General features: G+C 72.3%; 31 protein-coding genes, 1 tRNA gene and 1 riboswitch. Of the genes, 14 read left to right on the top strand and 18 right to left on the bottom strand.

Features of this window, described 5'->3' with window-relative positions; genetic code table 11:
* Positions 1 to 502: 502 nt before the first annotated feature.
* Positions 503 to 577, top strand: a riboswitch (cyclic di-GMP riboswitch).
* A 45-nt stretch (positions 578 to 622) separates the two neighbouring features.
* The gene (locus tag VM242_01060) at positions 623 to 1,177 is read left to right on the top strand and encodes a matrixin family metalloprotease (protein ID HVM03736.1); all 555 of its coding nucleotides are present in this window, start codon (positions 623 to 625) and stop codon (positions 1,175 to 1,177) included.
* A 157-nt stretch (positions 1,178 to 1,334) separates the two neighbouring features.
* A complete protein-coding gene (locus VM242_01065; GenBank protein HVM03737.1) occupies positions 1,335 to 1,658 on the top strand; it encodes a hypothetical protein in 324 nt (107 codons plus the stop codon).
* A gap of 39 nt (positions 1,659 to 1,697) precedes the next feature.
* On the opposite strand, the gene VM242_01070 is transcribed toward VM242_01065, so the two are convergent.
* Together VM242_01070 and VM242_01075 are read right to left on the bottom strand one after the other, a co-directional pair.
* A complete protein-coding gene (locus VM242_01070; protein ID HVM03738.1) occupies positions 1,698 to 2,114 on the bottom strand; it encodes a hypothetical protein in 417 nt (138 codons plus the stop codon).
* Positions 2,115 to 2,161: 47 nt separating this feature from the next.
* Positions 2,162 to 2,713 (bottom strand): ATP-binding protein, encoded by a 552-nt coding sequence (locus VM242_01075; protein HVM03739.1) that lies wholly within the window; start codon positions 2,711 to 2,713, stop codon positions 2,162 to 2,164.
* 111 nt (positions 2,714 to 2,824) lie between these two features.
* Here VM242_01075 and VM242_01080 point away from each other — a divergent pair, with 111 nt between their 5' ends.
* Positions 2,825 to 3,214, top strand: coding sequence for a glyoxalase superfamily protein (locus VM242_01080; GenBank protein ID HVM03740.1), 390 nt, complete (start codon positions 2,825 to 2,827; stop codon positions 3,212 to 3,214).
* A gap of 287 nt (positions 3,215 to 3,501) precedes the next feature.
* Here the strand turns inward: VM242_01080 and VM242_01085 are convergent, their stop codons facing one another.
* A complete protein-coding gene (locus tag VM242_01085; protein ID HVM03741.1) occupies positions 3,502 to 3,693 on the bottom strand; it encodes a hypothetical protein in 192 nt (63 codons plus the stop codon).
* Positions 3,694 to 4,074: 381 nt separating this feature from the next.
* On the opposite strand from VM242_01085, the gene VM242_01090 reads away from it, so the two are divergent.
* From VM242_01090 to VM242_01100, 3 genes are all read left to right on the top strand, one after another.
* Positions 4,075 to 5,697, top strand: coding sequence for a LuxR C-terminal-related transcriptional regulator (locus VM242_01090; protein HVM03742.1), 1,623 nt, complete (start codon positions 4,075 to 4,077; stop codon positions 5,695 to 5,697).
* A gap of 81 nt (positions 5,698 to 5,778) precedes the next feature.
* Positions 5,779 to 5,985, top strand: a complete 207-nt coding sequence (locus VM242_01095; protein ID HVM03743.1) for a hypothetical protein — start codon at positions 5,779 to 5,781, stop codon at positions 5,983 to 5,985.
* A gap of 14 nt (positions 5,986 to 5,999) precedes the next feature.
* Complete coding sequence (locus tag VM242_01100) at positions 6,000 to 6,815, top strand: methyltransferase domain-containing protein (protein ID HVM03744.1); 816 nt, start codon at positions 6,000 to 6,002, stop codon at positions 6,813 to 6,815.
* Positions 6,816 to 6,868: 53 nt separating this feature from the next.
* Here VM242_01100 and VM242_01105 read toward each other — a convergent pair whose 3' ends face one another.
* Complete coding sequence (locus VM242_01105) at positions 6,869 to 8,167, bottom strand: SpoIIE family protein phosphatase (protein HVM03745.1); 1,299 nt, start codon at positions 8,165 to 8,167, stop codon at positions 6,869 to 6,871.
* Between the two features lie 205 nt (positions 8,168 to 8,372).
* Here VM242_01105 and VM242_01110 point away from each other — a divergent pair.
* A tRNA-Gly gene (locus VM242_01110) sits at positions 8,373 to 8,445 on the top strand.
* 224 nt (positions 8,446 to 8,669) lie between these two features.
* Here VM242_01110 and VM242_01115 read toward each other — a convergent pair.
* The 13 genes from VM242_01115 to VM242_01175 all read right to left on the bottom strand — a co-directional run bounded on the left by VM242_01115 (position 8,670) and on the right by VM242_01175 (position 19,683).
* Complete coding sequence (locus VM242_01115) at positions 8,670 to 8,846, bottom strand: hypothetical protein (protein ID HVM03746.1); 177 nt, start codon at positions 8,844 to 8,846, stop codon at positions 8,670 to 8,672.
* Between the two features lie 272 nt (positions 8,847 to 9,118).
* Positions 9,119 to 9,379, bottom strand: a complete 261-nt coding sequence (locus VM242_01120) for a DUF5985 family protein (protein HVM03747.1) — start codon at positions 9,377 to 9,379, stop codon at positions 9,119 to 9,121.
* Positions 9,376 to 9,633: a DUF5985 family protein gene (locus VM242_01125; GenBank protein ID HVM03748.1), complete on the bottom strand. Its 258-nt coding sequence runs from the start codon at positions 9,631 to 9,633 to the stop codon at positions 9,376 to 9,378. Before VM242_01125 ends, VM242_01120 begins: the two co-directional genes overlap by 4 nt.
* A 1-nt stretch (position 9,634) precedes the next feature.
* Positions 9,635 to 10,024: a hypothetical protein gene (locus tag VM242_01130; GenBank protein HVM03749.1), complete on the bottom strand. Its 390-nt coding sequence runs from the start codon at positions 10,022 to 10,024 to the stop codon at positions 9,635 to 9,637.
* A 45-nt stretch (positions 10,025 to 10,069) separates the two neighbouring features.
* On the bottom strand, positions 10,070 to 11,290 hold the full coding sequence (locus VM242_01135) for an NAD(P)/FAD-dependent oxidoreductase (protein ID HVM03750.1): 1,221 nt from the start codon (positions 11,288 to 11,290) through the stop codon (positions 10,070 to 10,072).
* Between the two features lie 236 nt (positions 11,291 to 11,526).
* Complete coding sequence (locus VM242_01140) at positions 11,527 to 12,522, bottom strand: YihY/virulence factor BrkB family protein (protein ID HVM03751.1); 996 nt, start codon at positions 12,520 to 12,522, stop codon at positions 11,527 to 11,529.
* 60 nt (positions 12,523 to 12,582) lie between these two features.
* Complete coding sequence (locus VM242_01145; protein HVM03752.1) at positions 12,583 to 13,623, bottom strand: mechanosensitive ion channel family protein; 1,041 nt, start codon at positions 13,621 to 13,623, stop codon at positions 12,583 to 12,585.
* 109 nt (positions 13,624 to 13,732) lie between these two features.
* Positions 13,733 to 14,296, bottom strand: coding sequence for a GerMN domain-containing protein (locus VM242_01150; GenBank protein ID HVM03753.1), 564 nt, complete (start codon positions 14,294 to 14,296; stop codon positions 13,733 to 13,735).
* Positions 14,293 to 15,663 carry a HAMP domain-containing sensor histidine kinase gene (locus VM242_01155; protein ID HVM03754.1) on the bottom strand — a complete coding sequence of 457 codons (1,371 nt, stop codon included), beginning with the start codon at positions 15,661 to 15,663 and terminating at the stop codon, positions 14,293 to 14,295. The genes VM242_01150 and VM242_01155 overlap by 4 nt, the downstream gene beginning before the upstream one ends.
* On the bottom strand, positions 15,660 to 16,376 hold the full coding sequence (locus VM242_01160) for a response regulator (protein ID HVM03755.1): 717 nt from the start codon (positions 16,374 to 16,376) through the stop codon (positions 15,660 to 15,662). The genes VM242_01155 and VM242_01160 overlap by 4 nt, the downstream gene beginning before the upstream one ends.
* Positions 16,377 to 16,422: 46 nt before the next feature.
* On the bottom strand, positions 16,423 to 17,841 hold the full coding sequence (locus tag VM242_01165; GenBank protein HVM03756.1) for a HAMP domain-containing sensor histidine kinase: 1,419 nt from the start codon (positions 17,839 to 17,841) through the stop codon (positions 16,423 to 16,425).
* The gene (locus VM242_01170) at positions 17,834 to 18,526 is read right to left on the bottom strand and encodes a response regulator transcription factor (protein HVM03757.1); all 693 of its coding nucleotides are present in this window, start codon (positions 18,524 to 18,526) and stop codon (positions 17,834 to 17,836) included. The genes VM242_01165 and VM242_01170 overlap by 8 nt, the downstream gene beginning before the upstream one ends.
* A gap of 830 nt (positions 18,527 to 19,356) precedes the next feature.
* A complete protein-coding gene (locus VM242_01175) occupies positions 19,357 to 19,683 on the bottom strand; it encodes a hypothetical protein (protein ID HVM03758.1) in 327 nt (108 codons plus the stop codon).
* A gap of 385 nt (positions 19,684 to 20,068) precedes the next feature.
* On the opposite strand from VM242_01175, the gene VM242_01180 reads away from it, so the two are divergent.
* From VM242_01180 to VM242_01190, 3 genes are all read left to right on the top strand, one after another.
* Positions 20,069 to 20,281 carry a DUF6458 family protein gene (locus VM242_01180; protein ID HVM03759.1) on the top strand — a complete coding sequence of 71 codons (213 nt, stop codon included), beginning with the start codon at positions 20,069 to 20,071 and terminating at the stop codon, positions 20,279 to 20,281.
* 455 nt (positions 20,282 to 20,736) lie between these two features.
* Positions 20,737 to 21,624, top strand: coding sequence for a mechanosensitive ion channel domain-containing protein (locus VM242_01185; protein HVM03760.1), 888 nt, complete (start codon positions 20,737 to 20,739; stop codon positions 21,622 to 21,624).
* A gap of 73 nt (positions 21,625 to 21,697) precedes the next feature.
* Entirely contained in the window at positions 21,698 to 22,933 is a 1,236-nt protein-coding gene (locus tag VM242_01190) for a DUF2254 domain-containing protein (protein ID HVM03761.1), read from the top strand.
* Between the two features lie 272 nt (positions 22,934 to 23,205).
* Here the strand turns inward: VM242_01190 and VM242_01195 are convergent, their stop codons facing one another.
* Entirely contained in the window at positions 23,206 to 23,343 is a 138-nt protein-coding gene (locus VM242_01195) for a hypothetical protein (GenBank protein ID HVM03762.1), read from the bottom strand.
* Between the two features lie 277 nt (positions 23,344 to 23,620).
* Between VM242_01195 and VM242_01200 the strand changes: the two genes are divergently transcribed.
* From VM242_01200 to VM242_01215, 4 genes are all read left to right on the top strand, one after another.
* Complete coding sequence (locus tag VM242_01200) at positions 23,621 to 23,806, top strand: hypothetical protein (protein HVM03763.1); 186 nt, start codon at positions 23,621 to 23,623, stop codon at positions 23,804 to 23,806.
* A complete protein-coding gene (locus tag VM242_01205) occupies positions 23,803 to 24,633 on the top strand; it encodes an alpha/beta hydrolase (GenBank protein ID HVM03764.1) in 831 nt (276 codons plus the stop codon). The genes VM242_01200 and VM242_01205 overlap by 4 nt, the downstream gene beginning before the upstream one ends.
* Before the next feature lie 584 nt (positions 24,634 to 25,217).
* Positions 25,218 to 25,436 (top strand): hypothetical protein, encoded by a 219-nt coding sequence (locus VM242_01210; GenBank protein ID HVM03765.1) that lies wholly within the window; start codon positions 25,218 to 25,220, stop codon positions 25,434 to 25,436.
* On the top strand, positions 25,436 to 26,056 hold the full coding sequence (locus VM242_01215; protein ID HVM03766.1) for a phosphatase PAP2 family protein: 621 nt from the start codon (positions 25,436 to 25,438) through the stop codon (positions 26,054 to 26,056). The genes VM242_01210 and VM242_01215 overlap by 1 nt, the downstream gene beginning before the upstream one ends.
* Positions 26,057 to 26,272 lie beyond the last annotated feature (216 nt).

Below are 26,272 nucleotides of genomic sequence, written 5' to 3' on the forward strand. Positions count from 1 at the left end.
GGGCCTGCTCGGCCGCCCGCAGGTCGGCGTGGGCCCTGGCGGTGATCTCGGCGCCGGCGTCGACGCTCACAGGCGGGGAGTTCATGACGACGGCGGCGGTGCCGGTGCCACCGAGGGCGACGGCGACGGCGGCGGCGGCGACGGAGCTGATGCTGAACATTTCGAGGCTCTCCTTGGAGTCGGCGCCGGCCCCGGGGTGGAGCCGGCGGGCGTTGGTCGGAGGACTGATCGCCCGGACGCCCCCGCTCCGTCGCGCCGACCGTCGCTTCGAGCGGCTGGTGGTGCGACCCGCAGGGATGTCATCCGCTCGGGTGGCGCCGCCGGCGCGGCGGATGGCACGACAACGCTCGCCGGGGAGCCCGGAGCGTTCCGCCGGCTTCGTCGCGGCGCGCCCGGCAACGCTCCGGGTCACGTCGGTCCCACCGGGGGGCAGCACCACCAAACGGCGCGAACCCTGTCAAGGCCGACGGGAGGTGTGCCGAAGAACTGAGTAGCCAGGCTGGTCCGACAAGAGCACCCCGGTCGTGAGACCGGTCCGCAAAGCCACGGGACTCATCGAGTCAGCCGAGCCGCCGAAGTCAGCCGGTCCTGGATTCCAGCCTCACGGAAGAAGGGACCTCCCATGCGCTCCTGCCGTTCCGCCGCCTTTGCCGCGGTCGCCGCCTCCGCAGCACTCGCCGCCGCTCTCGCCTTCGCCGCCGCCCCCGGTCGTGCGGCCGCATCGCCGTCGTTCGCCCACTGGGCGGAGCGGTCGCTGGTCGTGAGCGACCGCACCGGCGATCCCGGGTGGCAGCAGGCCACCCGCCAGGCCGTGGACACCTGGAACGCGGTCGGCGCCGACGTGCGGCTCTCCTGGACGGAGGGCGGCATCGGCTGTGAGCCCGAGGGTCCGATCATCCCCGTGTGCCGCGATCTGCTGCCCGCCGGCTGGAGGGGCGCCGCCGCCCTCCACAGCGCGCCCGACGGCCACCTGGGCGGAGCTCGCATCCGTTTCGACGCGGACCGCACGTTCACCCAGGCGCAGAAGGACAACCTCGCCTGCCACGAGATCGGCCACGCTCTCGGGCTCGGGCACTCCGGGTCGAGCGCGTCGTGCCTCACGCAAGGCTCGGAGACGGCCGCTCCCGACGCCGCCGACGCGGCGAGCCTTCGGGCCAGCTACGCCCACGCCGGCTGACGTGGCTCGGCCGCTCGGGGCGCAACCGGTCGGCGAGGGGCGAAGGTCCCGGCCAGCCGGGACGAGCGGCCCTGTCACCGGGGCGAGGACGCATGGACCATCGATGGCATGGAGACCGGCTCCCGTAGCGTGAGCGCTGAGGTCGCCGGCAGGGGAAGTGACCGACCCGATCGAGACGGCCTGGCGCTCGTCATGTCCGCCTTGGGCGACCGTCGCCGTCCTGGCGAGCGAGAACTCGTCGTTCCATGTCGTGGGCACGATCTTCGACGCGATCTTCAAGGAGGGCAGCTACGTCCTCCGGCCCGGGGCGGGCACAGGTGGCTCCCAGGCGCTGGACCTCCAGCCGTCGCAGGGCGGCTTCGTGGAGTTCACGCTCGACGAAGCTGGCCTCTACCCGAGGCGCCGTCCTCCAGGGACGTCTGGCACCATGGAACCGGCACCATGGTGTCGATTCCTGTGCCAGACGCGCTCCGCCGGCTGAAGGATGACCGCGCGGACCGTGCTGCGCGTGGCGTGGGGCTCACCGAGCTTGCGCTGGAGCTTCACCATGGTGACCCACGGTGCGCCCGTCGGCGGCGAGGGAGGACCTCGAGCACGGCGAACTACTTGGGCGCCCGCGCCAGGTCGCGGCCGGCGCGCGGGCCGTGCGTCGCCCGGGGTCGAGCTCCACGTCGCCCGCCCGCAGGACGGGGGGCGGGGGGCGGGCGGCGGCGAGCGAGCGGACCGGCGCCACCAGCTCGGGGAAGGCGAAGGGCTTGGGGAGGTAGTCGTCGGCCCCCAGGCTCAGGCCTTCGACGCGATCGTCCACTGCGCTCGACGCAGTGAGCATGAGGATGCGGGCACTGCGGCCCCCGTCGACGAGGGCCCGACCACACGTCGTCGCCGTGCATCTCCGGGAGGTCCCGGTCCAGCACCACACGTCGTAGGTGTCGACCATGGCCTTGTCGAGGGCCTCGTGCCCGTCGATCGCGTGGCCGATGGCCGCTACGTCTCGGCGGGCGGGGCGAGGCGGTCCAGAGGCGTGCCCGGGACCAGGTCGAGCGTCTTGACCAGGTGGACGATGGTTCCCTCCTCCGGCTGGGACGTGAAGTTGATCGAGTCCACCAGCGCGTGCATGAGGCTGATGCCTCGACCACGCGGCGAGTCCGCCGCGACGGGAACAGCGGACAGCGACATGACGTCGAACCCCCGGCCCGTGTCGATGACGCGGACCTCGCACCTGCGACCGTCGACCTGCAGCCTGACCTCGTACTGGTCGTCCGCCTCGGAATGATCGACGACGTTCGTGCACGCCTCGCTCAGTGCGATGCGGATGTCCTCGGCACACGCCTCGGTGACACCGAGGCGCATGAGCGACAGGACGGCCACGTCCCTGACGATGCCGACGGTCTCGGCCTCACGAGGAAGGCACAGCGCGATTTCGATCTCCAACGTGCCCTCCTCCGTCACCCTCGCTCCCGCCCACCGGATGGTGGAACCGGACTTCGCCTCCACGATCGAGAAGAACCATCCGGCGGTGGATGACGGACCGACCATCGCCGCGCACCATCGCGTCGGCCGTACCGCCCCGTCCAGGCGTGGTGCGGCGCGAGGCTGGATGACGTCTCGCCACGTGACCCTAGCCACGTCGGAGCGTTGGGAGGAACGATGGAAGCCATCTTTCGGAGGGTCGTACCCATCCTGCGGGTCTTCGACGTCGGCAAGGCGCGCCAGTTCTATGTCGACTACCTCGGCTTCACCGTGGACTGGGAGCACCGATTCAGCCAGGACGCTCCGCTCTACATGCAGGTGTCCAGAGGCGGCCTCGTCCTGCACCTCTCGGAGCACCACGGCGACGGCACCCCGGGGTCAGCCGTCTACATCGAGACCTCCGGTGTCCGCTCCTACCACGCCGAGCTGGCTGCCAAGGACTACGGGTATCTCCGGCCCGGCGTCGGTGTGGACGAGATCGGGACGTGCATGACGCTGCTCGACCCCTTCCGCAACACCCTCAGGTTGAACGAGCCACCGGGCAACCCCGGCGGGACGAGCGGCTAGGCCGGCCGACGGGACGGTGTTCCGCCCGCCACAGGGCGCTCGCGGTGGTTCGACGGGGCGGACAGCGCGCAACCCACCTTGTCGTCGCGACGGAGCAGCCAGTTGCTCACCGCCAGGACCTCGCACCCGGCGTAGCCGCGCACGGCGGCGACGATCAGAAGCGTGCAGGGACAGGCGTGGCCGTGCTCATGGCCGGAGCGTGCCGCCTCGCGGGCCATCCGCGGGGGCGGGACGTTCGTCGATCGCCTTGCGGGGCGGTGCGAAGCGGGACGGTTCTCAGGTGCTCGTCATGTGAGCAGCAGGATGAGCAGGATGATCAGCAGGACGCCGCCCACCCCGATCCCCGGCGTTCGGTACGACCCCCCGCCGTAGCCGAAGGCGCTGAGAAGGACGAGCACGAGCAGGACCACAAGGACGATCTCGATGAGCCCCATGAGCGTCCAGTTCCCAACGGCGCCCCCGCCGAACCGTGCTTTCACTTCCGCCTTCCCTCAGCAAGCCGCTCTTCTCACACGGTGACCAGGCGCCGGACGACCCTTGGCGCCGACCGTGGCGCCGCAGGTCAGCGAGCGGTCAGCTGAAGTGGCCCCAAGATCGCGACGACAGGTCGGTTGATGAGGGCCACCGACCGACGCTCCGAGCAACGGGCCTCCAGGCGCACGTCCAACGACCCGAACGGCGGTGGGCGGAGCGCGATGACCGTGTCGCTCGGCGGGCAACCTCCGGCGCCGAGGGACGCCCGACCGTCCTCACCGCGGCCTGGCTGGTTGAGCCAGGCGCCGGTCGAGCGACGCGACGCTCGTACGGAACTCCTCGCCCGGCATGTCCTACGCCGGGCACTGGGACAGACTGGACACACGATGACCTCGCCGTTGGAACGGGCGCTCGACGCCACCGCCCGCCGGTCGTGGGCCGACGCCTGCGCCGGCTTCGCGGAGGCGCAGGCGGGTGGGGCGCTGGGTGGCGACGACCTCGAGCGGTACGCCGTCGCCGCCTACCTCGCCGGGCGCGACGACGACTGCACCCGGGCGTGGGAGGCGGCCCACCGGGCCGCGGTCGACGCCGGCGACCCAGGCGAGGCGGCCCGGCGGGCCGTCCTCCTCGCCCTGTGTCTCGTGCTCCGCGGCCAGATGGCGCACGCCGGGGGCTGGCTGGCCCGGGCGGAGACGCTGGCCGCCGAGGCGGGCAACGGCGCGGCGACCGGGTACGTCCTCGTGCCCCGCCTCCTCGCCGCCCTCGATCACGACCCGGCCGCGTCCGCTTCCCTCGCCGAGGAGGCGATCGCCATCGCCCGCCGGTGTGGCGACGCCGACCTCGCCGCCCTCGGCATCCTCGGCCACGGCCAGGCGCTGCTCGCCACCGGCGACACGCGGCGGGGCACCGCCCGCCTCGACGAGGTGATGGTGTCGGTCACCGCTGGCGAGGTGGGCCCCGTCGTCGCCGGCATCGTTTACTGCGCGGTGATCATCGAGTGCCTCCGCCTGTTCGACCTGGCCCGGGCGTCGGAGTGGACCGCCGCGCTCGGCGACTGGTGCGACGCCCAGACCGGTCTCGTCCCGTACCGCGGCCAGTGCCTCGTGCACCGCTCCCAGCTCGACCAGGTCGCCGGGCGATGGGCCGACGCCGCCGCCGCCGCCGAGCTCGCCTGTCGTCACCTGGCCGACCCGACTCATCCCGCCCTCGGGCTCGCCCACTACCAGGCGGGCGAGCTGCATCGCCTCCATGGAGATCTCGACCGGGCCGCGGCCGAGTACCGCGCCGCCGGCCGCCACGGCCACGATCCCGTCCCCGGCCTCGCCCTTCTCGAATTGGCCCAGGGCGACGCCGGGGCGGCGGCGAGGACCGTCGCCCGCGCCCTGCAGGAGCGGCGCTCCGGCCTGGAGCGGGCACCGCTGTTGGCCGCCGCCGTCGAGATCCACCGGGCCGCCGGCGACGTCTCCGGGGCCCGGGCCGCCGCTGACGAGCTGGCCTCGCTCGCTTCGTTCGCGTCTTCGCCCGTACTCAGCGCCATGGCCGCCCACGCCCGCGGCTGCGCGCTGGCCGCCGAGGGCGACGCCGCCGGGGGGCTCAGCGAGCTGTGGGACGCGGCCCGGGCGTGGCAGGCGCTGCGTATGCCGTACGACGCCGCCCGCACCGCAGTCGAGATCGCCGCCGCCTGCGACGCCCTCGGCGACGGTGGCACGGCGTCGCTCGAGCGGGACAGCGCCCGGTCCACGTTCGTCGAGCTGGGCGCCCGCCTCGACCTCGAGCGCCTGGTCGCCGATGCCACACCGACGCCGACGCCGTCGGTGCTGTCGCAACGCGAGCGCGAGGTGCTCGCCCTGCTGGCCGCCGGGAGGACGAACCGCGAGATCGCCGAAGCGCTCGTGATCAGCCCCCATACCGCCGGCCGCCACGTCGAGAACATCTTCGCCAAGCTCAGCGTCACCACCCGCGCCGCCGCCACCGCCCGCGCCTACGAGGACGGCCTGCTCAGCCCGTAGGGCGTTCGCCCCATCCGTAAATCGGCACAAATGGGGGACGCGGGCGATGTCTCGACGAAGTCCCGCTCGTACCGTGACACCATGGCCACCGCAACCAGCACCGGGCGACGGTGGAGCGCCAACATCGAGACCCAGCAGACAGCGAGCGGGACCGTCACCGCCCTTCGGCTCCACGTCTGCGAAGTCATCGACGGCCGCATCACGGCGGTGACCACGTACTGCAACGGCGGTTGGGACGCCTCGCGGCGCGCCCGCCACGCGGCCGAGGCCCCCATGCTCCGGCCCTGAGAGAGGAGTACCCGATGACCACCGTCTCCTACCGAGAGTTCACCGGCACGGCGGCCGAGAACTACGAGCGCCACTTCGTGCCCGCCATCGGCGTACCCGTCGCCGATCTCACCCTCGAGGCCGCCTCGCCACGTGCCGGCGAGCGCGTCCTCGACGTCGCCTGTGGCACCGGCGTCGTCGCCCGTCGCGCCGCCCACGCGGTGGGCCCGAGCGGGGCCGTGACCGGCCTCGACCTCGCCGCCGACATGATCGACGTCGCCCGCCGGGCGCCGGCCCCGGCCGAGCCCCGCATCGAGTGGCACGTCGGCGACGCCGCCTCCCTGCCGTTCCCCGACGCCTCCTACGACGTGGCCGTGTGCCAGATGGGCCTGATGTTCATGGCCGACAAGGAGGCGGCGGTCGCCGAGATGCGGCGCGTCCTCGCTGCTGGCGGGCGCGCCGTCGTCGTCACGCCGGGCGCCATCCAGCCCCCGTTCGAGATCATGGAGCGCGCCATCGTCGAGCACATCGGTGCCGACCTCGGCGCCTTCGTGAGGCTGGTGTTCTCGATGTACGACCCCGGCGCGGTCGCCGGGCTGCTCCGCCACGCCGGGCTCAACGACGTCAGCGCCTCGGTGACCACGGTCGAACTCCGGCTGCCGCCACCAAAGGAGTTCCTCTGGCAGTACATCAACATCACCCCGATGGCACCGATCGTCGCCGCCGCGCCGGAGGAGGCGAAGGCCGCCCTGGAACGTGTCGTGCTCCAGGGCTGGGCGCCGTTCGTGACCGGCGGCCGACTCGCCGGTCGCCAGCCCATGGTGGTCGCCGCCGGGCGCCGCCGACCGTGACTCGCGCGGCCAGTCCGCTCAGCCGCGCCGCTTCCCGGACGCCAACGCACGGGCTATACGTCCAAGTGCTCGTCCACGACGAGGGCGAGGATGGCGACATCGTCGGACTGCCGGCCGCCCGACTCCTCCATCGCCGCCTCGAGGGCGTGGATGACGTCCTCGGCGCTGCCGCCGGCACCGGCCAGCGCCGCGGCGACGCCGGCCGCTCCGAACAGCTCCGTACCGACCCGCAGCTCGCTGAGGCCGTCGGTGTAGAACACCACGCAGTCCCCGGGTCCGAGTCGAACGCTTCGCTCGACGAAGCTGGCGTCGGCCAGCAGGCCGACCGCTGTACCCGGCGCGCCCAACGACTGGATCCGCCGATCGGGCCTCCTGAGCAACGGGAGCGGGTGGCCGCCGGCGGACACGGTAAGGCGGTAGCCACCGCTCTGCGGTCGCAGCCGCCCGTACACCATGGTGCAAAAACGCATCCCGTCGTCCTCGTCGTCGAGCACGAGGGCGTCGTTGACCAGGGAGAGGACCTGGGCCGGCTCGGGGTGGTCGATGGCGGCCGCTCGAAGGGCGTAGCGGGCCGCGGTGGTGATGGAGGCGGCCGACGGCCCCTTTCCGCACACGTCGCCAATGGCGACGCCCCAGGAGCGACGGTGCAGCGGGAACACGTCGAAGAAGTCACCGCCGATCTCGGCGCCCCCCGCCGGCCGGTAACGGGCGGCGATGTCGATGCCCGGAATCGACGGCAACCGGGGTGGCAACAGCGAGTGCTGGAGCGCGGCAGCCAGCGACTCGGCCCGCCCACGGTCGGACTCGGCGTGGCGGCGCAACTCGGCTTCTGCCGCCATGAAGATGCGAGCGGACAGCCGCAACTCCAGTTCGTCCACGACCAGCCCGGCCAGCTGGCGCAGCACCTCGGCTTGGGCGGGGGTGAACGACCGCGGCTGCTTGTCGATGACGCACAGCGTGCCGAGGCTGTGGCCGTCGGAGGTGGTCAGCGGCGCGGCCGCGTAGAAGCGCAGGCCGAAGTCGCCGGCGACCAGCGGATTGGTGAGGGCGACCGGGTCCAGGGTGGCGTCTTCGAGGATGTAGGGCTCGCTCCGCACGATGGCGGACGAGCACAGCCCGGGATGGCGGGGGATCTGGTCCACGTCGATGCCGTGGCGAGACCTGAACCAGATGCGGTCCTCGTCGACGATGCTGACGATGCTGATCGGGACGTCGAAGATGGACGACGCCAACGCGGTGATCCGGTCGAAGCTGCCATCGCCGGGTGGCTCGGCCACGTCGTAGCGACGGACAGCGGCGAGTCGCGCCGCCTCGCCCGGAGGATGGGTGCTGACCGCCGCTTCTCCTGGCATCAGCGACCGATGCTACGGCGGCGGGCCGGAGTCCGCACAGCATCGGTTTGGTAACGCAGGGGCATTTGGACTCCGACCCCCAGCGTCTCTCGGGGCTGAACAGCCGCACCCACCGGAAGCGCGACGGCGAACCATCGGCGGCTCACCGCCGCAGGCGCGCCGCCACTCCCACCTCGGATTCCGACAACGCGTAGAATCCAGGCTTGTCCTCGTAGCTCAGCGGAAACAGCACCGGCCTCCCGCGCCGGGTTAGGTAGGTTCAAGTCCTACCGAGGGCGCCGCCGTGGGCGCCCGATCGCTCATTGGGCCGCCATCACGGATCGTGCCCTTCACGCGCCGGGCCCTTCCAGTGATCGGGTGTCCGCTCCCGTCGCGTCGAAGCAATGGCCCTTCGGTGCGCTCCACCTTCGTCGAGCACCTCGTCAGGGGACCGCTTTCCCCTCGCCAACGGCGACGCTGGCCAGCGGAGCCAGCGACGGCTCACCACGCCCCCAACGTTGCGTCAGCCGCGAACGGGTGTCGCATCGCGGAGCGCGGCCATGGCTCGGGGAGCGACGTCCTCATCGCAGAGAAGCTCGTAGCGGCCGGCCGCGACGGCGCCGACGGACTGAAAATCCCGCCGCCCCGCCAATGCCCACTGCCCGAGGACTCCGAGGATGGCGCCGATGACGAGCCCCACGAGAAGGCCATACGTCGCGAGGGCGAGGCCCGACACGAGCGGGCCTGGAGTTCCTGTGGTTCGACTTCGAGCTCCCGATCGGCGCCGCCATGCTCCTGGCCGCCGTCGCCGGCGCGCTGATCGACTCGTCGCTTGCGCTCGGCCGCGTCGTCCAGCTGCGCCTCGCAGCACGCCGCCACCGCCAGGCGGACCACGGCGTCGGCTGAGCGCTTCCCCCGTCAGATTCCCGGCAGGCGGTGGGCGCGCAGGCGGCCCGGGGGCCCGGCAGGCGGCTACCGCCGGTGCGACCGGTTCTTATCCACGATGGCGACGAGTATGAGCACGAAGGCCAGCAGACGAACGACGTAGAGGGCGACTCGCGGATCGGCGCCCGGATCACTCAGCCCGAGGGCCACGGCGTTGGCGGAAAACACGGCGAAGGCGGCGCCGAACAGCGCGAACAACCGGTCGCCCGATCGCCGCCAGAACTTGAGGAACGACAGCGCCGCGACGAGGGAGCCCATGGCGATGATCCCGGACAGTAGCTGCCTCATTCGGCGTCCCAGGCCAGCCCGTAGACGAGCAGGACGATGCCGGCGGCCGCGGGAACCAGCCGCCATGTCGAAAGGTCGGTGTCGGGGACGAGGATGAGGTCCACGACCAGGACGACGTTGTTGAGCCCGACGCCGACGAAACACAGGCCGCTCCAAAGCAGGAGACGGGTCCGCGTGCGGGCGTAGGCCCGGAGCAGCAGCACTGCGCAGGTAACGCTGGTGATGGCGCAGAGGAGGTACACCGCTTCTGCCATCTCAGTCCTCGTCTCTCAGGCGGAAGGCGTCCGAGAAGTCGCGGATCGGGCCGCTCGGTTTCGAGAAGATGATCGACACGATCGCCACGCGATAGGTGGGGTAGAGCTCGGCCAGGCTCGAGACCAGCCGAGCATCGCGGGGCCGCCTCGGCCGGAGGTGGAACGCCTCACGCTCGCGCGCCAAGAGCCCGGAGCGGGCGAGGTGGCCCAGGGCGGCGCCCGCCTGCTCGGGGTCCACTCGCAGCTCCCGGCCCACCGACGCCGCCGTCCACGCACCGCCGGGCCGCTCGTGCATCAGCAGGAGGACCTCCAGCTGGACGGCGCTGGTGAAGCACCGCTCGACGAACGCTCGGAGATCGGCGGGAAACTCCCCTCTGGCAATTCGGCGCACGCTACCGGTTCGGCGCTACGGCGGAGACCTTCCGCGGACGCGCCTTCACGGCACCGCTGGAGCGCTCCCCGCGAGGATGCGGGCGACGTTGTCCGGGTGGAAGAACTCCGGGATGGGCAACGTGCCGGCCTGGACGCTCACGAAATCGTCGGCCGCCCGGCGGTCAGCGGCGACCGCCGCCAGGAGGTCCTGCTGCTCCGGCGGTGGAGGTTGGAGGTGGGCGAGCTGAAACGTCATCTCGTACATCGGCATGACGGAGCGGTCGCGCTCGGCCTGGTAAGCAGCCATCGCCTCGGCGTACGGGCGGCGGCCGGTGAACGCAGCGTCGATGGCGTCGGTGACGCGCTCTGCGTCGAGGAAGGCGTCGGTGATGCCCTGGGCGGTGATCGGGTGCACGCGATAGCCGGCGTCGCCGACCAGCGCCCACCCCGCTCCGTAGGGCTTCCTGAACCACCCGGACAGGTCGCTCGCCGTGCGGAAGCGCTCCTCGCGCCGGCCCCCGCGCAGGCGCTCCCCCAGCTCGGGGACTAGGTCGAAGGTCCGCCGGAACGTTCCTTCGACGTCTTCCCTGGCGGCATCGAACTCGTCCTGCTGAAGGCCCACGATCACGAGGGTGAGGCCGTCGTGGGTGGGGAACGCCGCCATGCCGGAGGTGCCCCTCACCGCCACCTCGAAGCCGGCGCTGCCGGCGCCGCTCCAGTAGGAGTAGAACGTCGGGGCCAGCGGCGGCTTGGTGTTGTACTCCTCGGGCCGCACCGCCCTCGCAAGCGAGGAATTCCGGCCGTCGGCGCCGATGACGATGCGGGCGTGCTCGGCCACCGCGCGGCCGGCCGCCTCCCTGCCCCGGACGCCGACCACCATTCCGTCCTCCACCAGGATCCCGTCGACCGAGAAGCCCGACCGGAACTCGACCCCGGCATTGGTGGCGGCCCCCACGAGCATCGTGTCCAGCACCTGCCGCCGGGGGCAGTACGCCTCGTCGACGCCGTCCGCCGGCCGCGGGGACCCGGCGATCGTGAACGGCCCGAAGTCGAAGCTGTAGGTCCGGACGGGCGGGCAGCCCGACGCCGCCAGCTCGTCCCTCAGGCCCCATCGGGCGAGCGCGGCGACGCCCGGCGCATGGATGAAGTGGGTCGACACGGTGTCGCTCGGGAAGGTCGCCCGGTCGACCATCAGCACGCGATACCCCCGGCGGGCCAGGAGCATCGCCGTGGGCGAGCCGGAACAGCGGGCGCCGATCACGATGGCGTCGTACCTCGGTGTCATGTGGCCTGTGTCCTCCCGGGTCTCGATGGCAGGGAACGGCCCGCTATGGCTTCGCGGCCGCGCCGATGCTCCGCCGTGGCCGACTTCCCCTTCCGAGGAACCGTCCCCGGCAGGACCGGCGGCGTTACGGCCGTCCGGGCAACGGGATAACGCCCGGCAGGGCGCCGCGTGGACGGCTCGCGCGGCCGGCCCGGCGGTGTCTGGCGGTCGGCTGCGCCCGGCCCGGGCCGGTGCCCCTACCGTGCCGCCTCACGGTCCCCGCCATCGTCGGGGGGACGGCCGTGAGGCGACGCCGCCTGCCGCACCGCGTTCACCTCGGCGCCGACGAGCAGGGCGAGGCTGAGGAGGTAGACCCACAGGAGCACGGTCATGACGCCACCGATGGCGCCGAGGACCTGGCTCGCCCCGCCGGCCACGCGGAGGTATGCGTGAAGACCTGCGGAGAACGCCAGCCACAGCACGCCGGTGACGACGGCACCGGGCACCTCCGAGCGCAGCGACCCCCGTCGGTGGCGCGCGGTCCGGAACAACAGCGTCGCCCATCCGACGAGGAGGGCGGCCGCCAGCGGCAGGCGGGCCCAGGTCCAGAGCGTGGCGAAGGCGCTCCCGAGCCCGACGACCCGGGCGACGACGCGCCCCCCGCCCAGCAGCGGCCCGATGACGAACATGGCCAGCACCAGGGCGGCGAGGAGGAGCGTGGACACCGAGAAGACGAGGGCGAGGCCGGCCACCTCCAGGGGCGAGCGGTCCTCCTCGGCGTCGTAGACCACCGCCAGGGCCCGCATCGCCGCCCGCGTCGACCGCCACACCGACCAGACCAGGCCTGCACCGGCGAACGAGAGCAGGGCCACGTCGCGGTCGTCGAACAACGAGTCCACCGCCTCGACCGTCCCGCTGGCCCGCTCCCCCAGCACCCCGTCGAGGAAGCCGACCACGACCCGCTGCGTGCGATCGGCCACGTCGGCGCCCAGCAGCGCGTCGAGGAACCCGAGGGTGGCGGCGAGCGCCAGGAGGCCCGGGAAGACGCCGAGGAACGCGAAGAAGGCGACCTCGGCGGCCACCCCGGTGATCCGGTCGTCGGCCGCCTCGGCGCGAAAGCGGCGCGCCGAGTCCGCCCACAGGCGCCGCCGGTCGTCCCAGCTCCGGGCGTGCCCGCCGCCGCCCCCGGGCGGGCCGGCGCCGTGGTGCCGGTCAGCCGCTCGGTCGAGTTCGCCAGCGATCGCGCCGCGCATCGGTTCGTCCCTACCCGCGACGCAGGTCGTCCAGCCGTGGGCGGGGCGCCGCCGGCTCCCTCACCCGCCCTCGAGTCGGTCCGGCCCGCCCGCCGTCGCCGCCTCCCTCGCGTCCGGGCCGCCGGACCGAAACCACACGGTGCGCTGTGGGAACGGGATCTCGATGCCGGCGTCGTCGAACGCCCGCTTGATGCGCGCTCGCAGTTCCCGGGCCACCCGCCACTGGGCCAGCGGCTGGGTCTTGACCACCAGGCGGATCACGACGCCGTCCGCGCCGAGCGCCTCGACGCCCCACACCTCGGGCTCGGCGAGGATCGACTCGGACCAGTGCGGGTCCTCCCACGTCTCCCGGGCGACCCGCTCGATGACCTCGGCGGCGCGGTACGTACCCGTGGCGTAGGCGACCTGGACGTCGAGCAGGGCCCTCGACCAGTCCTGCGACTTGTTGGCGACGCGGGCAATCTCGCCGTTCGGCACGTGCCAGACGTTGCCCTCGACGTCCCGCAGCCGGGTCGTGCGCAGGCTCAGGCCCTCGACCGTCCCCGACGCCGGTCCCACATCGATCACGTCGCCCACGCCGTACTGGTCCTCGATGAGCATGAAGATCCCCGAGAGGAAGTCGCGCACGAGGTTCTGGGCCCCGAAGCCGAGGGCGATGCCGACGATCCCCGCACCCGCCACGAGGGGCCCCAGGTCGACGCCGAGCTCGCCGAGGACGGTCAGGGCGGCGACCGTCCAGATGGCGAACCCCGCCACGCTGGCGAGCAGCCCCCCGATCGTCTCGGCCCGCTGCGCCGTGCGGGCCGTCGGCGGGCCACCGGTCCGGAGCAAGGCCCCGGCCGAGCGCTCGCTGGCGGACACGACGTCCGCGCTGACCGCCCCGAGCCCCCGGATGAACCGCCCGACCGCCCTGCGCACCAGGCGCGCGGAGAGCCACGCCAGGGCGAGGACGAGCAGGATCTTGGTCGGCCGCGCCAGGAACAGGTCGCCCGCCCGGGCCGCCGCCTCGCTCCCGGTCAGCCGGAACAGGGCCGTGCAGACCGCGCCCGCCTCCTCGGAGGACCCGCACGCGGTCGTCGGGGTCTCGGCGTGGGCGAGCATCACCGCTGCGGACGTCGGGGCGCGGTGGTCGCACGCACCCGTCCCATCTTGCCCCGGCAGCTTCTTGGGCCGATGGCAACGAGGTCACGGTCGCGTCACGGCCGTCGCCTCAGGCGATCATGCCGGCGTAGTCGTCCCGGGCAACGGGCGCCGGGGCCAACGACCCGTCCGAGCGGGGGACCTGGACGGGGACGCCGTCGAGCCGGAAGGCGACCTGGCCCACGCCGGGCAGAGCGGTCAGGGTGCAGACCAGCTGGGCGACGAGCATGACCTGGGCGTCGGAGCCGACGGCGGCGGCGGCCGGCGCCAGGTCGACCTGGGCGACACCGGCGCGGACGTCCACCGCCAGGACCAGCGCCACGTCGGGCAGGGCGGTGGTCAGGCCCGCGGGCTCACGAGGCGGCGAGACGAGCGCGCCCACCACGTCGAGCGGGCTTGGCGAGGCCTCGATCGGCTGGGCGACGGGAACGACCATCCGGCCGGCCACGAAGCACAGCTCGACGTCCGCCGTGGTCTCGGCCGTCGGGCGCAGCAGCGGTGGTGCGTCCGGGTCGAGCAGCGCGTAGGGCACAGCGCCATCGGCCTCCGTCCGAGCCGAACGCTCGACCGGCACACCGCACCCGATCGCGACGAGCACGACGGCGCACGCCAGGGCGACGCGGGCCGTCCTCACGGGCGGATACCGGGAAGCTCGAACACGAAGCGGGCGCCGCCGCCGGGGGCCTCCTCGACCCAGGCCCGCCCACCGTGCAGCCGGAGGTGCTCCTCCACCAGAGCCAGCCCCAGCCCCGTCCCGGTGCCAGTGCCCGCCTCGACCCCGGCCGAGCCGCGAGCAAAGCGACGGAACACCGTGTCTCGCTCCTCCGGCGGCACCCCGGGGCCGTCGTCGTCGAGGACGATCCGCACGCCGCCGTCGCTCGCGGCCACGGTCACCTGCGTCGTGCCCCCGGCGTAGACGCCGGCGTTCACCATCACGTTGGCCAGCGCCTGGGCGAGGCGGCGCCGGTCTGCGACGATCTCCCTCGGTGCGCCGTCGGCCATGGCGAGGCGGGCGCCGGGGGCGTGCTCGTCGAGCTGGTCGCGGACCAGCGCCTCGAGATCGACGGGCTCGGCACGGACCTCTGCCGTGCCAGCGTCGCTCCGGGCGATGTCCAGCAGCTCCACGACCGTCCGCTCGAACCCGGCCACCCGCTGGGTCAGCACGTCGAGGACTGCCGCGGCATCCGCGGTGAAGGTGGCTCGCCTCCGCTGGAGAACGTCGACCGAGGCGCGGATGGCGGCGAGCGGCGAGCGCAGCTCGTGGGTGACGTCGGCCGTGAACCGGATCTCGCGCTCGACCCGGGACTCGAGGGCGGCCGCCATGTCGTTGAAGGCGACGACGAGAGGACGCAGCTCGCCGTCCGCAGGTACCGGAAGCCGGGTGGCGAGATCGCCGGCGGCGATGCGCGCCGCCGCCGCGCCGACCGGGGCGAGGGGGCGCACCGCCCGCCCGGCACTGGCCCATCCCAGCCCTCCGGCGACCACGCTCGCGGCGACCGCCGCCACGGACGACGCCCGTGCGAACAGCGAAAGCGTGCGGTCCACGTCGTCCAGCGGGAAGATCTCGTACCACTCGGCGTCCACGGCTCGCACCGGGACGCCGACGGCGAGGCGGGGACGGCCGTCCGCACCCGCCGTGCGTTGGAGGCCGGCATGGCCGGCGCCCACCACCCTCGTCAGGTCGCGGGGGACGGCGTCGGCACCGCCGATCACGGTCGCGTACCACTCGCCGTGGTAGCGCAGGGCGGCGTCGGACGCGTTGCCACCGTCGATGCTCGCCATGAGGGCCGCCAGGTCGGCGTCGCTCGCCCTCAGGGCGCTGCGCACGAGGCGAGCGTGCGCGTATGCCTGTGACCGGGCCGCGTCGTCCCGCTGCTCGAGCAGGTACCGGCGAGCCAGGACGTAACCGGCGACGGCGACGGCCACGGCCACCACGAGGCCGGTCAGGGCGAACCCGATCGCCACGCGGCCTCGCAGGCCGAACAGGCGGGAGCGGCTCACGGCCGGAGCACGAAGCCGTCGCCTTGGACCGCTTCGACGGCTGGCGCACCGGCGGCCGTCAGGACGGCCGACAGCCGGGCGATGCACTCGTCGAGGCGCTCCGCCGCGCCCCGGCCATGGCGGGCCGCGAGACGCTCCCGGAGGGCGGCGCGCGTGACGACGCACCCGCAGCGCTCCGCCAGGGTGCCGAGCACGGTGGCGTCCTCGGCCGTCACGTCTTGGTCGACACCCTCCATCCGGCCCGCCCCCCGAGCGACCCGGACGGCGACGGGGCCGAGCCGCACGGTCCGCTCGGCGGCCAGCGGGCCGGCCGTCCGCCGGACGACCGCCCGTAGGCGGGCAGCCACTTCGTCAGGGTGGAAGGGGAGGTCGATGTGATCGTCGGCACCGGCGTCGAGCGCGGCCAGTCGGCTCACCGCCCCCCCGGCGGAAACGACCAGGATGGCCGTCCGCCCTCGCCGCCGGATTTGCGTGCACAACTCGGGTACGTCGATTCCGGGCAGCGCCGACGCCACCACGACGGCGTCGAGCAGGTGGACGCCCGCCAGGTAGAGCGCGGTCTCGCCATCGGCCGCAAACACCGTGGTCAGACCCACCCTGCGGACCACGCGCTCGATCCGGTCCCTCGTCTCGGCCATGGTGCAGACGACGAGGACCCGGCCGCGCAGCGGCGCAGGCGGTCCGCTGCCCATCCCCGGCTCGGTCCGCACCATGTCGTCGAGCGTGGCAGCTACGTGCTGCCCATCGGTCGCCATCGGGTCACGGCTGGGCAACAGCGTGGGGCCGCACCTCGGTGGCGGGCGGTGCGGCGGCGGGCAGGCGGAGCGTGAAGCATGTGGCGCCGGCGCTGGCGTCGCCGAGGAACAGCTCGCCGTGCTGGGCAAGGGCGTGCTGGCGGGCGATCGACAGGCCGAGACCCGAACCTGTGGCGGCTCGCGAAGCGTCCGACTTGAAGAACCGGTCGAACACACGCTCCTCGTCGCCCGCCGCGATGCCCGGGCCGTGGTCGACCACGTTGACCAGCACGTCGGCGCCGTCCGCCTCGGCGGAGATGCGAACCCGCCCGCCGCCGTGGACGATCGCGTTGTCGAGCAGGTTCGCCAGGATGCGCCGGAGGCGGTGGGGCTCGGCGAGCACGGAGAGGCCGTCCGGCAGGTCGATCTCGATGCCGGCATCTCGCCGGAGATGCGCCGACGCGACAACGGCGGCGACGGCGTCGGAGAGGCGGAGGGGCTCGGCCAGAACGGGCTCCGTCCCCCGGTCCAGCCGCGACAGCTCCAGGAGCTCCAGCACGAGGTCCCGCAGACGATGAACGTCGGCGACGAGCACGGTCGCCACGCGTCGCAGCGACGACGGGAGATCGTCGAGGTGCTCGGCGAGGACCGACGCGGAGGCCGACATGCCGGTGAGGGGGGTCCGCAGCTCATGGGCGACGTCAGCCGTGAAGCGGCGCTCGCGCTCCGCCGACTCGTTCAGCTGGTCGATCAGTTCCTTGAGCTCGTCGGCCATGTGGTTGAACGACGCAGCGAGGGCGCCGAACTCGTCCCGCGACGCGGCCTCCAGCCGCGCGTCCAGGTCCCCGCCGGCGATCGCCTCGGCAGCTTCGGCGGCGGCGGCGACGGGGCGCAGCGTCTGCCGAGCGACGACCTGGCCGACGGCACCGGCCAACACGACCGTCACCGCCCATCCGGCGGCGGCGACTCTGCCGAGCTCGCCGAGGCTCTCACGCAGCTGCTCGAGCGAGAAGAAGAAGTAGTACCGCGAAGCGGCGGGGCCCTCGGCGGCGACGACGAGCGAGTCACGTCCGTCGACCACGTCCTCGACGACGGCCGGTTCCTGGTCGATGTCCCGGGCGACGAGCGACGGCGGTACGTCGGAGAGGTTGCGGCTCGGCGACGACGAGAAGGTCCGGCCTCCCTGCGACGCGATCATGTCGGCCTCACTGCGCTGCTCGTACGCCTCGCGGAGCCGGGTGAAGCTTTCGTGGTCCAGGTCGCGGGGCGCAAAGGCGAGGGCGATGCGCGCCTCACGCAGGCTGGCGGCGCGGAAGTTGCGCCACCGGTACTCCCGCGCCAGGACGAACGTCACCACGGCGACCACGCCGGCGCTCACCGCCGCGACGATCAGGAAGGCGGCCGTGAGCCGGCGCCGGAACCGGTGCGGCGCCCTGTCATCCACGCTCGAACCGATACCCGACACCGCGCACCGTCGTGATGTAACCCTCGTCGCCCGGTGGGTCGCCGAGCTTTCCCCGCAGGCGGTTGACGGCCATGTCGACCAGCCGCGAGTCGCCGAGGTAGTCGTAGCCCCACACGCGCTCGAGCAGGATCTCGCGGGTCATCACCCTCCCGGCGTTGCGGACCAGCTCGGCGAGAAGCCGGAACTCGATGGTGGTGAGCCGCATCTCCTCACCTCGCCGGTACGCCCTGAAGCCGGCCTCGTCCACCACGACATCGTTGCAGCGGAGCTCCTCGGCACCGGCCCCGGGCTGGTCGCCCGAGGACCGCCGGAGCACAGCCCGGATTCGAGCCGCCAGCTCGGCCGGAGCAAACGGCTTGGTGATGTAGTCGTCGGCGCCGAGCTCCAGGCCGGCGACCACGTCGGTGACCTCGGTTCTCGCCGTAAGCATGACGATGGGGACGCCCGAGGTCCGACGGATCTCTCGGCACACGTCGTACCCGTTGCGGCAGGGCAGCATGAGGTCGAGCAGCACGAGGTCGAACGAGGGCTCGGCGGCGAGCGACGCCAGCGCCTCGTCGCCGTCACCTACCCCGGTCACGGAGAACCCGGCCCGTTCGAGGACGATCGCAGCCGCCTCTCGGACCGACGCATCGTCCTCCACCACGAGGATGTGCCCGGACATGAGATCAGCGTGCCACGCGCGCGCCGGCTCGGGGCATGTCTGGCCGTCCACAGACGTCACGGTTCGGTCACGGCACGCCCGTACCGTCTTGCCCACCGCTGGCGCTACCTGCATCGTCGGCACCATGGTGCCGCCCGCCACGCCCTGCCCGCCCACCGAACCGTCCGCTGCGCACGGCGCGGCACGAAGGCGGATCCTCGTAGCCACCGACGGGTCGGCCTCCACGACCGAAGCCATCGGGGCGGGGCTGCGGCTGCTCGCGCCGGGGATGGACGTCGAGGTCGTTGGTGTCGCCGCCATCGGCGACGCCCTCCTCGCGGCCATCCCCGGACCGGGCCTCATGCCGCCTCGCGGCGACTCACGGCGTCCACCGGAGGAGACGGGCGCCCGTCGCCCGAGGCGCTCGAACGAGCGGTATCGCAGCTCGGGGTGCCCGCCGAGGCGGAGGTGCTCGGTTGTGCTGGTAACACGATGACGGCCGCTCCCGTGACCGCCTCCATGCCAGCGGCGACCATGACGGCCACGGGCCATCGGGTCGGACGCACGTACTACAGCCTTCGCACCGCTCCCGCTATCGCGTGGTGGCCACGACCACGATGTGGGAGCTCGCGCCAGGGGCGTCGGTCCTCGTGTGCTGGGAGAACGGCAACACGACCACGACCACGCTCGATCGGGCCGGCGACCCGGAGGTCTGCCCGTCGTGCCACGGCGTGGTGGGCGGGACCTCCCTGGCTGCGCGTGCGGCGATGCCGCTGCGCCGGGCTGCTCCACGCGCCAAGCGACAGCTGAAAGCCGGACGGTGGCCCGGCCGAACCCGGGGATACGCCCCGTCAGGCCGATCGCAGGAGGGCGGCGACGACGCGGACCTTCCGGGTGATGTAGAGCTCGGCCAGGCGGTCCATCGTGTGGTCCATCTCGTTGGTCCGGTAGGAGTAGGCGCTCCCCTTCGGGTCGGTGTGTGCACAAGCCAGTCCAAGGCCGACGAGGCCGTCGAGGCACTCCCGGACCTGGCCGACGGAACCGCCGAAGCGGCGGGTGAGCACCTCGGCGGCGAGGGGTTCCTGGGCGTCGTAGAGCGCGATGAGCACCTCCATCTGGAGTACGGAGTCGAGGCGGTCGAGCAATGAGACCACATCACGAGGCAGGGTTTCCGGCATCCCATTCATGATGAGTCGCCACCGGCGCGTGGCGACCCCGATCGACGCGATTCGTGCGAACCCGTGACGCATCAGTGACCAGTCAGTCGTCGGCAACGGAGCCACTCTCCGTCGGCGGTGACGCCCGCGCCGTCGGCGGTGACGCCCGCGCAGTACCCGAAAAAGCTCAAACGTGAACCCTAGGCACCCAGCGGTGGCGAGCTCCTCGAGGTCGACCGCCTCGACCGCCCCGCGGCAGCGTCTGGCACTGCGGGCGTGGACGGGTGATGTCGAACCGGTCGGCCTCCCGCTCGGGTGCCTCGGCGTGACGTGCGCCAGACCGTCCCGTTACGCGGGTAGGGGAAAACCCCGGGATGTCCAGATGGTTGTCACGAAGGGAGGCACGATGGGAATCGGAGCGAGCGTGTTCCTGCTCGCGGTCGGCGCTGTCCTCTACTGGGCGGTCACGGGCGACATCCAGGGAGTCGACCTCGACGTCGTCGGGGTCATCTTGATGATCGCCGGCGGGCTCGGCTTGATCTGGGCGCTGCTCGCGGCGCAGCGGTCGCCGTGGCGCCGGGAGGCCGTCGACGAGGAGACCCGCATCGTGCGGCGCTGACTCGGACCTCTGCCACAGCGCCTCGCCCGGGCGCTCGCCTCGCCGCCAGGGCGGCAGACCAGACAAGGGCAAGGTCCTCCGAGCCGAGCGGTGGACGGTGGCGGCGTCAACCGATACAGCTTCAGAGGTCCGCCGCATGGTGCTCGAGATCCCCGAGGTGCGGCTGCGCGTCACGCCACGTGGCCGAGCGCCGCCGCTGCGCCTCCTGCGGAGACGAGACGGTGGCTCCACGGTGCCAATGAGCAACCATGGAGGTCGATCGGCGCGTCGAGGAGTCTGGCGACGATGACCGACGGGTAGGGTCGACACGACACCGGGTCAAGTGGCAGCCCATCCGCCGACGCCGTCCCCGCTCAGGATCCTTCGTCCTCTCTTGGAGGCTCGTCACCCTCACCGCTGACCTCGCCCGCTCCTGGCGCCTGACGCAGGACGATCCGGCCACCGAGGTGGCCGAGTTGCGACAAAGCGCAAACAGCGCGTGGGAGACCTTCGTCGAAGCGCTGCCCCGTGCCGGGATCGCCCTCGCGGTCCTCGCAGGCTTCTTCGTCGTCGGCCGTCTCCTGCGCCCGGTCGTCCGCCGCCGTCTCGCTCGGTCGAGGACACCCAGCTTCAGCCGAGTGTTCGCCCGCCTCACCTCGGCCACCATGACGTTGCTCGGGTTCCTTACCGCCGTGGCCATCGTGTTCCCCTCGGTCCGTCCCGTCGATCTGCTGGCCGGCGCCGGTGTGCTGTCCGTCGCCGCCGGGTTCGCGTTCCAAGACATCCTCCAGAACCTGTTGGCCGGCCTCCTGCTGTTGTTCCGCCAGCCCTTCCGGGGCGGCGACCAGATCGAGGTGGGCGACGTGGCCGGCACGGTGGAGGAGATCAACATCCGCGAGACGGTGATCGTCACCTTCGAGGGTCGGCGCGTCCTCATCCCCAACGCCAAGGTGTACTCGGACGTCATCACCGTCCAGACGGCGCGGCGGTTGATCCGCGCCAACTTCGTCGTCGGCGTCGCCTACGAGACGGACATCGACACGGCGCGCCAGGTGGCCCTCGAGGCGGTCCGGGCGGTGGACGGTGTTGCATCCGAGCCGCCGCCTGAGGTGCTCGGCATGCAGCTGGCCACCTCGAGCGTCGAGCTCGACGTGCAGTTCTGGTGTGCCTCGCACCAGCTGGAGATGCGACGCACCCTCAGTGGCGCCGTTCAGGCGGTCAAGGAGGCGTTCGCAGCGAACGACATCGAGATTCCCACCGACATCGTTGCCCTCCAGGCCACCCGCAGCCTCGCCGCCGTTCTCGATGGGCGACGTGGCATGGCTGGCGAGCGCACCTCCGACGACGAGGCCGCCCGAAGGTGAACACAACGTCCCCGTCGGAACGGCGAAGGTGACGGCGCGGGTCCGGGTCTTTTCGGCACGCGAGGCGCTGCGGATGAGCCTGTGGTTCATCCCCGCCTTGTCGGTGACCGCCGCCGTGGGGCTGGCGGCGGGCCTGATCGCCCTCGACCACCGCCTTCCCCAGGCCCGGGACTGGCCGCTTCTCTTCCCCGGCGGCGCCGAGAGCGCCCGCAACCTGCTCTCCACGATTGCTGCCGCGATGGTGACCTCCATCAGCTTGATCTTCTCGGTCACCATGGTGGTGCTCCAGCTGGCGAGCGCTCAGTACTCGCCCCGGGTCCTGCGCACGTTTCTGCGCGACCGTCTCGTTCAAGCTGTCCTCGGCGTCTACCTCTCCACGTTCGTGTACAGCTTGTTGGTGCTGCCATCGGTGACGGCAGCAAGCGAGCAGGGACCGGCGTTCGTTCCAGCGGTGTCGGTGTCCGTCGCCGTGGTGCTCACGCTCGTAAGCCTCGGGCTGTTCGTTCGCTACATCCACCACATCGCCCATTCCATACGGGCGGTGACGGTCCTGCGCGCGGTGCACGACGAGACACGCCAGTCGCTCGACAATCTCTATCCCGACGAGATCGGAGAAGCGGCTCCCGATGTGCCACTGCCGTCGGAGGAGCCGACGGCGACCGTTCGGTCGCTGCGTCCGGGCGTCATGGTCGCCGTCGACGAGGACCGGCTCCTCGACGTGGCAGCGGAAGCCCGCCTGGTGGTGCGGATCGTGCCGCTGATGGGTGACTTCGTGGCCGAAGGAGCCCCGGTGCTCGACGTCTGGTCACCACAGCCGGCTGTCGACGGGGGTGCGCTGCTCGACTGCATCGCCTTCGCCGACGAGCGGACCATCGAACAGGACGCCGCCTTCGGCTTTCGCCAGATCGTCGACATCGCCGAGCGTGCCCTGTCCCCGGGGGTCAACGACCCGACCACGGCCGCCCAGGCCATCGACCAGCTCCACGACCTCCTCCGCCGCCTTGTCGGACGCGAGTTCCCCTCCCGCGCCCGAGTTGACCGCAGCGGGGAGCTGCGGGTCATCGCCCCTCGCTTGTCCTGGGAGGACTACGTCGACCTCGCGTTCGACGAGATCCGCCTCTACTCGGGACGATCGCTCCAGGTGGTACGCCGGCTCCGCGGGGCGCTCACCGACCTTGTCGCTGCCGCTCCAGCGGACCGAGCAGGTGCTCTGGAGCGCCAACTCAAGTTGCTGGACAGGGACGTCACCCGTGAGTTCGACGATCCTCTCGACAGGGCGAAGGCGACGCGCCCCGCCGACTTGTCGTGACTCGACGCCGCCGGTCACGTGCGGTAGGTGGCGACGACTCCCGTCGACGATCCGCGCCCCGGCGGTCCTCGATCGCGATGACAGGACCGAGCGCACAAGATCGCCGATCAGGCCTCGGATGCTCGGCCCCCACACGGTGTGGCGGGTGGCGACTGACCACGGCAGCGCCTGTGGAAGCGCGCCACGGTGGCCGCACGACCAGTCGTATCGTCCGGCCGACGAGCCGTCCAGTGAGCTGCTCACCCGCTGCCGAGGACGTGGAGCGCCTGGGGTTACACCGACGTGGCGAGTTGCGCGACGGCAGCTACGACACCGATGGTGGCCAGGACGGTGATGCCCCACGGCAACAAGGTTGCGACCACGGGGGCTTCGAGCGGCGCACCCGTGCGCATCGCCTCCTGTGCCGTCACGAAGCGCCGCCGACCCTCCAGTGCTACTGCTGCACTGAGGACGATGAAAGGGACTCCCAGGGCTGCGAACCACAGTGGGGCGTCAGCGAGCGCCTGGCTACCGCTCACCGCGAGACCCGCGACCAAGAGGCCAAGCGCCGTTCTCTCGTATGCGAGAAGTGTCCGTTCGTTCGCCAGGCTCCAACGCGGGTCGGGTTCGTTCCCGGCAGTCGATTCCGTTTTCGTCCGTGGGTGCACATGTTTCAGTCTGCCCCGCCCGTGCAGATGGCCAACTGTCGTGGCCATGTTCCCCGACTTCCTCTTCACCGCCGGCATGGCCCACGAGCGGTGGATCGACGTGTTCCTCGGCCACATCAGCACCCACTTCGTCCCTGGGCGCAACCTCACCTGGTTCGCGGTCTTCCTCGCCGCCCTCGCCGTCTATCTGGCCGTGCTCGCCCGCCTGCCCGCTGAGCGCGGATGAGCGCACCCGCGCTGTTCGCCCGCACCTGGGGCCAGGGCCCGCCGGTCGTGCTGCTGCACGGCCTCGGCGCTTCCTCTCGCTACTGGGAGCCCTTGGCCGAGGCCAGCTCCGGCTATGCCGCCGTGGCTCCCGACCTGCTCGGCTTCGGCCGCTCGCCCAAACCGCCCTGCGCCAGCTACGACGTCGCCTGCCACCTCGAGGCGCTGGCGCCGCTGCTTCCCGCCGGCGCGGCCGTCGTGGTCGGCCACTCCACCGGCGCCATCCTGGCCGCCGCCCTCGCCGCCGCCCGTCCTCGTTCCGTGGCCGCCCTGCTCCTTCTCGGCCTCCCCGCCTTCGCCGACGAAGCCACCGCCCGCCGCGAGGTCGGCCGCCTCGGGCTGCTGGCGCGCCTCACCGTGGACGGCAATCCCCTGGCCCGCACGCTGTGCATCGCCATGTGCCGGTTGCGGCCGCTGGCCACCGCCATCGCCCCTGTGCTCATGCGGGACCTGCCTCCCTCCATCGCCGCCGACGGCGCCCTCCACACCTGGGCCTCGTACCACCGCACCCTCGAGGGCGTGGTGCTGGGCCATCGGGTGGCCGACGACCTGGGCGCCCTTGCGGTGCCCGTCACCCTGCTCCATGGCGAGCGTGACACCACCGCCCCTGTCCACTACGTCAGGGCGCTGACCGACGAGGTGGGGGTCGCGGGAGTGCGGACCGAGCTCCACGTGGTGGACGGAGACCACCACCTCGCCGTGCGCCAGCCTTCAGCGGTGGCCAGGGCGCTCGCGCCGCTGCTCCGTGCTCCGCCGTCATCGCCGGGCCAGGGCGCGCCCGATGCATGAACGGCGCTGCGCGCCGTAGGGCGTCGGCGCGCCTGCCGCCGGAGCTCGGGAGTGCGCTTCGGCGCCCTTCGACTCGCCGATCCGTCTCGCACACCAGCACGGCGAGCGCCACGCCATCCCGCCCGGCGACTGGTTCATCGCAAGTGCCGGCGTCGACGGTTGTCCGCTTCACAGGTCGGGCAACCCCGATGTTCCGTAACAGAGCTGACGGCGAGATCAGGGTGGGGCGATCCCGGGAAGCTGCGCACGCGACGGGACTACGGCCGGTTCTGCCCTTGCTGCCAAGGGCGTTTCGCGGGCGATCAGGAACTCCCCACCGGCATCCGACATCGCTCCGAGAACCACCCCCACGCTGGCTACCATCGCCCGGGAGGCAGCACTCGGTGCTCGGCACTCGCTGGGGTGTACGACGGACTGCTCGATCCCCGTACGTCCTCATGCTCGCGGGCATTGCCATGACGGGGCAAGGAGAGGCGCTCGACCCCTGAAGCCTCCGGTTGCGAGCCGTAGCTGAGCCGGCCCCTCGTGATCCGGACTTGCGCCGTGAGTGACGAGCCTTTGCGGGGCAGTGGAGGGTCGTCGAGATGGATCTCTGGGGCGCCCACGCCATGGACCTTCTCGGACCGGTGTTCATCGAGTTCAACGGCAGAATGGGATCGTTCCGCTTCATCGCTGTCGAGTGCTCCATCGATGTGCCCTCGCCGGTGTCGGCCGACGGCGGCGTCGTCCCGGGCGGCGCCGCCACTCCGGTGAGTGCCGGGATCGGACCTCCAACTTCGAGCAGAGAGGAAGCCTCACCATGATGGGAGCCACCAAATTGGGCGCACGATCGGCCGAAGACCGGCTGGTCAGCCGGCTCGTCGGGAAGGGGTCGCGCAAGGGGTCGACGCCGTTCAGCCGGGTCGGCGATGTCGTACAGCGCCCTCCGAGCTGGGCGGCGCTGGCCGGTCTCATCTCGCTGTTCGGGCCGCGAGGTCGACGCGCCGCCATACGTGGGGGAGCCTGCTACCTCGGTGCGGCGGCCGCCCACCTCCCCATCAAGGCGGCGGTGGGTCGTCGCCATCCTCCCGGCGCCGCCCTCCACCAGCTGGGCCCCTTCACCTCCTCGTTCCCCTCCGGCCACGCGGCGGCGGACCTCGCCTTCGTGTTCGGAGCCTCCCAGGAGCTGCCGAAGCTGTTCGTCCCGCTCTCCCTGGGCACGATGGCGGTACACTGGTCGCTGGTCCGCAAGAGAGCGCACTACCCCTCCGACGTGCTCGTCGGGGGCGCCCTCGGCATCGCGGTGGCGCTGGCGTCACGGAAGCTGTCGCCGCCGCAGAGGCCGCCCCAGGACGACGACACCCCGCTGGCCGCAGCGGAACCGCCCGGTGCGGAGTCTTCTGCGGCGCCGGTGGCTGCGGCGAACGCCGCGGTACGAGGCTGAGTCGCTGGTTGCTCGTTGGTGCGACTTCGCCTCCAGGTTCCAGTCCCGGCCCGCCGGCCTCGCCGCCGTCGACAGCGGTGCGGCGTCGTCGGGACGTGAACCTGCTCACCGCCCGACACCGGCAGGGCCGTTCGGGACAGCTCGGAGAAACCGCTCGGCAGGGCGGGCCGCACCTCCAGCGCCGACCCGCTGCGCAAGCCGGCCACCAGGGCGGCC

The organism is Acidimicrobiales bacterium (assembly GCA_035540975.1).
GTDB lineage: Bacteria > Actinomycetota > Acidimicrobiia > Acidimicrobiales.

What these genes read in the sequence shown, in the direction of transcription:
- VM242_01060 (HVM03736.1), top strand. Translation starts at nt 623, where the DNA reads ATGCGCTCCTGCCGTTCCGCCGCCTTTGCCGCGGTCGCCGCCTCCGCA.
- VM242_01070 (HVM03738.1), bottom strand. Translation starts at nt 2,114, where the DNA reads ATGGTCGACACCTACGACGTGTGGTGCTGGACCGGGACCTCCCGGAGA.
- VM242_01075 (HVM03739.1), bottom strand. Translation starts at nt 2,713, where the DNA reads ATGGTCGGTCCGTCATCCACCGCCGGATGGTTCTTCTCGATCGTGGAG.
- VM242_01080 (HVM03740.1), top strand. Translation starts at nt 2,825, where the DNA reads ATGGAAGCCATCTTTCGGAGGGTCGTACCCATCCTGCGGGTCTTCGAC.
- VM242_01090 (HVM03742.1), top strand. Translation starts at nt 4,075, where the DNA reads ATGACCTCGCCGTTGGAACGGGCGCTCGACGCCACCGCCCGCCGGTCG.
- VM242_01095 (HVM03743.1), top strand. Translation starts at nt 5,779, where the DNA reads ATGGCCACCGCAACCAGCACCGGGCGACGGTGGAGCGCCAACATCGAG.
- VM242_01100 (HVM03744.1), top strand. Translation starts at nt 6,000, where the DNA reads ATGACCACCGTCTCCTACCGAGAGTTCACCGGCACGGCGGCCGAGAAC.
- VM242_01105 (HVM03745.1), bottom strand. Translation starts at nt 8,167, where the DNA reads ATGCCAGGAGAAGCGGCGGTCAGCACCCATCCTCCGGGCGAGGCGGCG.
- VM242_01120 (HVM03747.1), bottom strand. Translation starts at nt 9,379, where the DNA reads ATGAGGCAGCTACTGTCCGGGATCATCGCCATGGGCTCCCTCGTCGCG.
- VM242_01125 (HVM03748.1), bottom strand. Translation starts at nt 9,633, where the DNA reads ATGGCAGAAGCGGTGTACCTCCTCTGCGCCATCACCAGCGTTACCTGC.
- VM242_01135 (HVM03750.1), bottom strand. Translation starts at nt 11,290, where the DNA reads ATGACACCGAGGTACGACGCCATCGTGATCGGCGCCCGCTGTTCCGGC.
- VM242_01140 (HVM03751.1), bottom strand. Translation starts at nt 12,522, where the DNA reads ATGCGCGGCGCGATCGCTGGCGAACTCGACCGAGCGGCTGACCGGCAC.
- VM242_01145 (HVM03752.1), bottom strand. Translation starts at nt 13,623, where the DNA reads ATGCTCGCCCACGCCGAGACCCCGACGACCGCGTGCGGGTCCTCCGAG.
- VM242_01160 (HVM03755.1), bottom strand. Translation starts at nt 16,376, where the DNA reads ATGGTGCGGACCGAGCCGGGGATGGGCAGCGGACCGCCTGCGCCGCTG.
- VM242_01170 (HVM03757.1), bottom strand. Translation starts at nt 18,526, where the DNA reads ATGTCCGGGCACATCCTCGTGGTGGAGGACGATGCGTCGGTCCGAGAG.
- VM242_01175 (HVM03758.1), bottom strand. Translation starts at nt 19,683, where the DNA reads ATGCCGGAAACCCTGCCTCGTGATGTGGTCTCATTGCTCGACCGCCTC.
- VM242_01180 (HVM03759.1), top strand. Translation starts at nt 20,069, where the DNA reads ATGGGAATCGGAGCGAGCGTGTTCCTGCTCGCGGTCGGCGCTGTCCTC.
- VM242_01190 (HVM03761.1), top strand. Translation starts at nt 21,698, where the DNA reads ATGAGCCTGTGGTTCATCCCCGCCTTGTCGGTGACCGCCGCCGTGGGG.
- VM242_01205 (HVM03764.1), top strand. Translation starts at nt 23,803, where the DNA reads ATGAGCGCACCCGCGCTGTTCGCCCGCACCTGGGGCCAGGGCCCGCCG.
- VM242_01210 (HVM03765.1), top strand. Translation starts at nt 25,218, where the DNA reads ATGGATCTCTGGGGCGCCCACGCCATGGACCTTCTCGGACCGGTGTTC.
- VM242_01215 (HVM03766.1), top strand. Translation starts at nt 25,436, where the DNA reads ATGGGAGCCACCAAATTGGGCGCACGATCGGCCGAAGACCGGCTGGTC.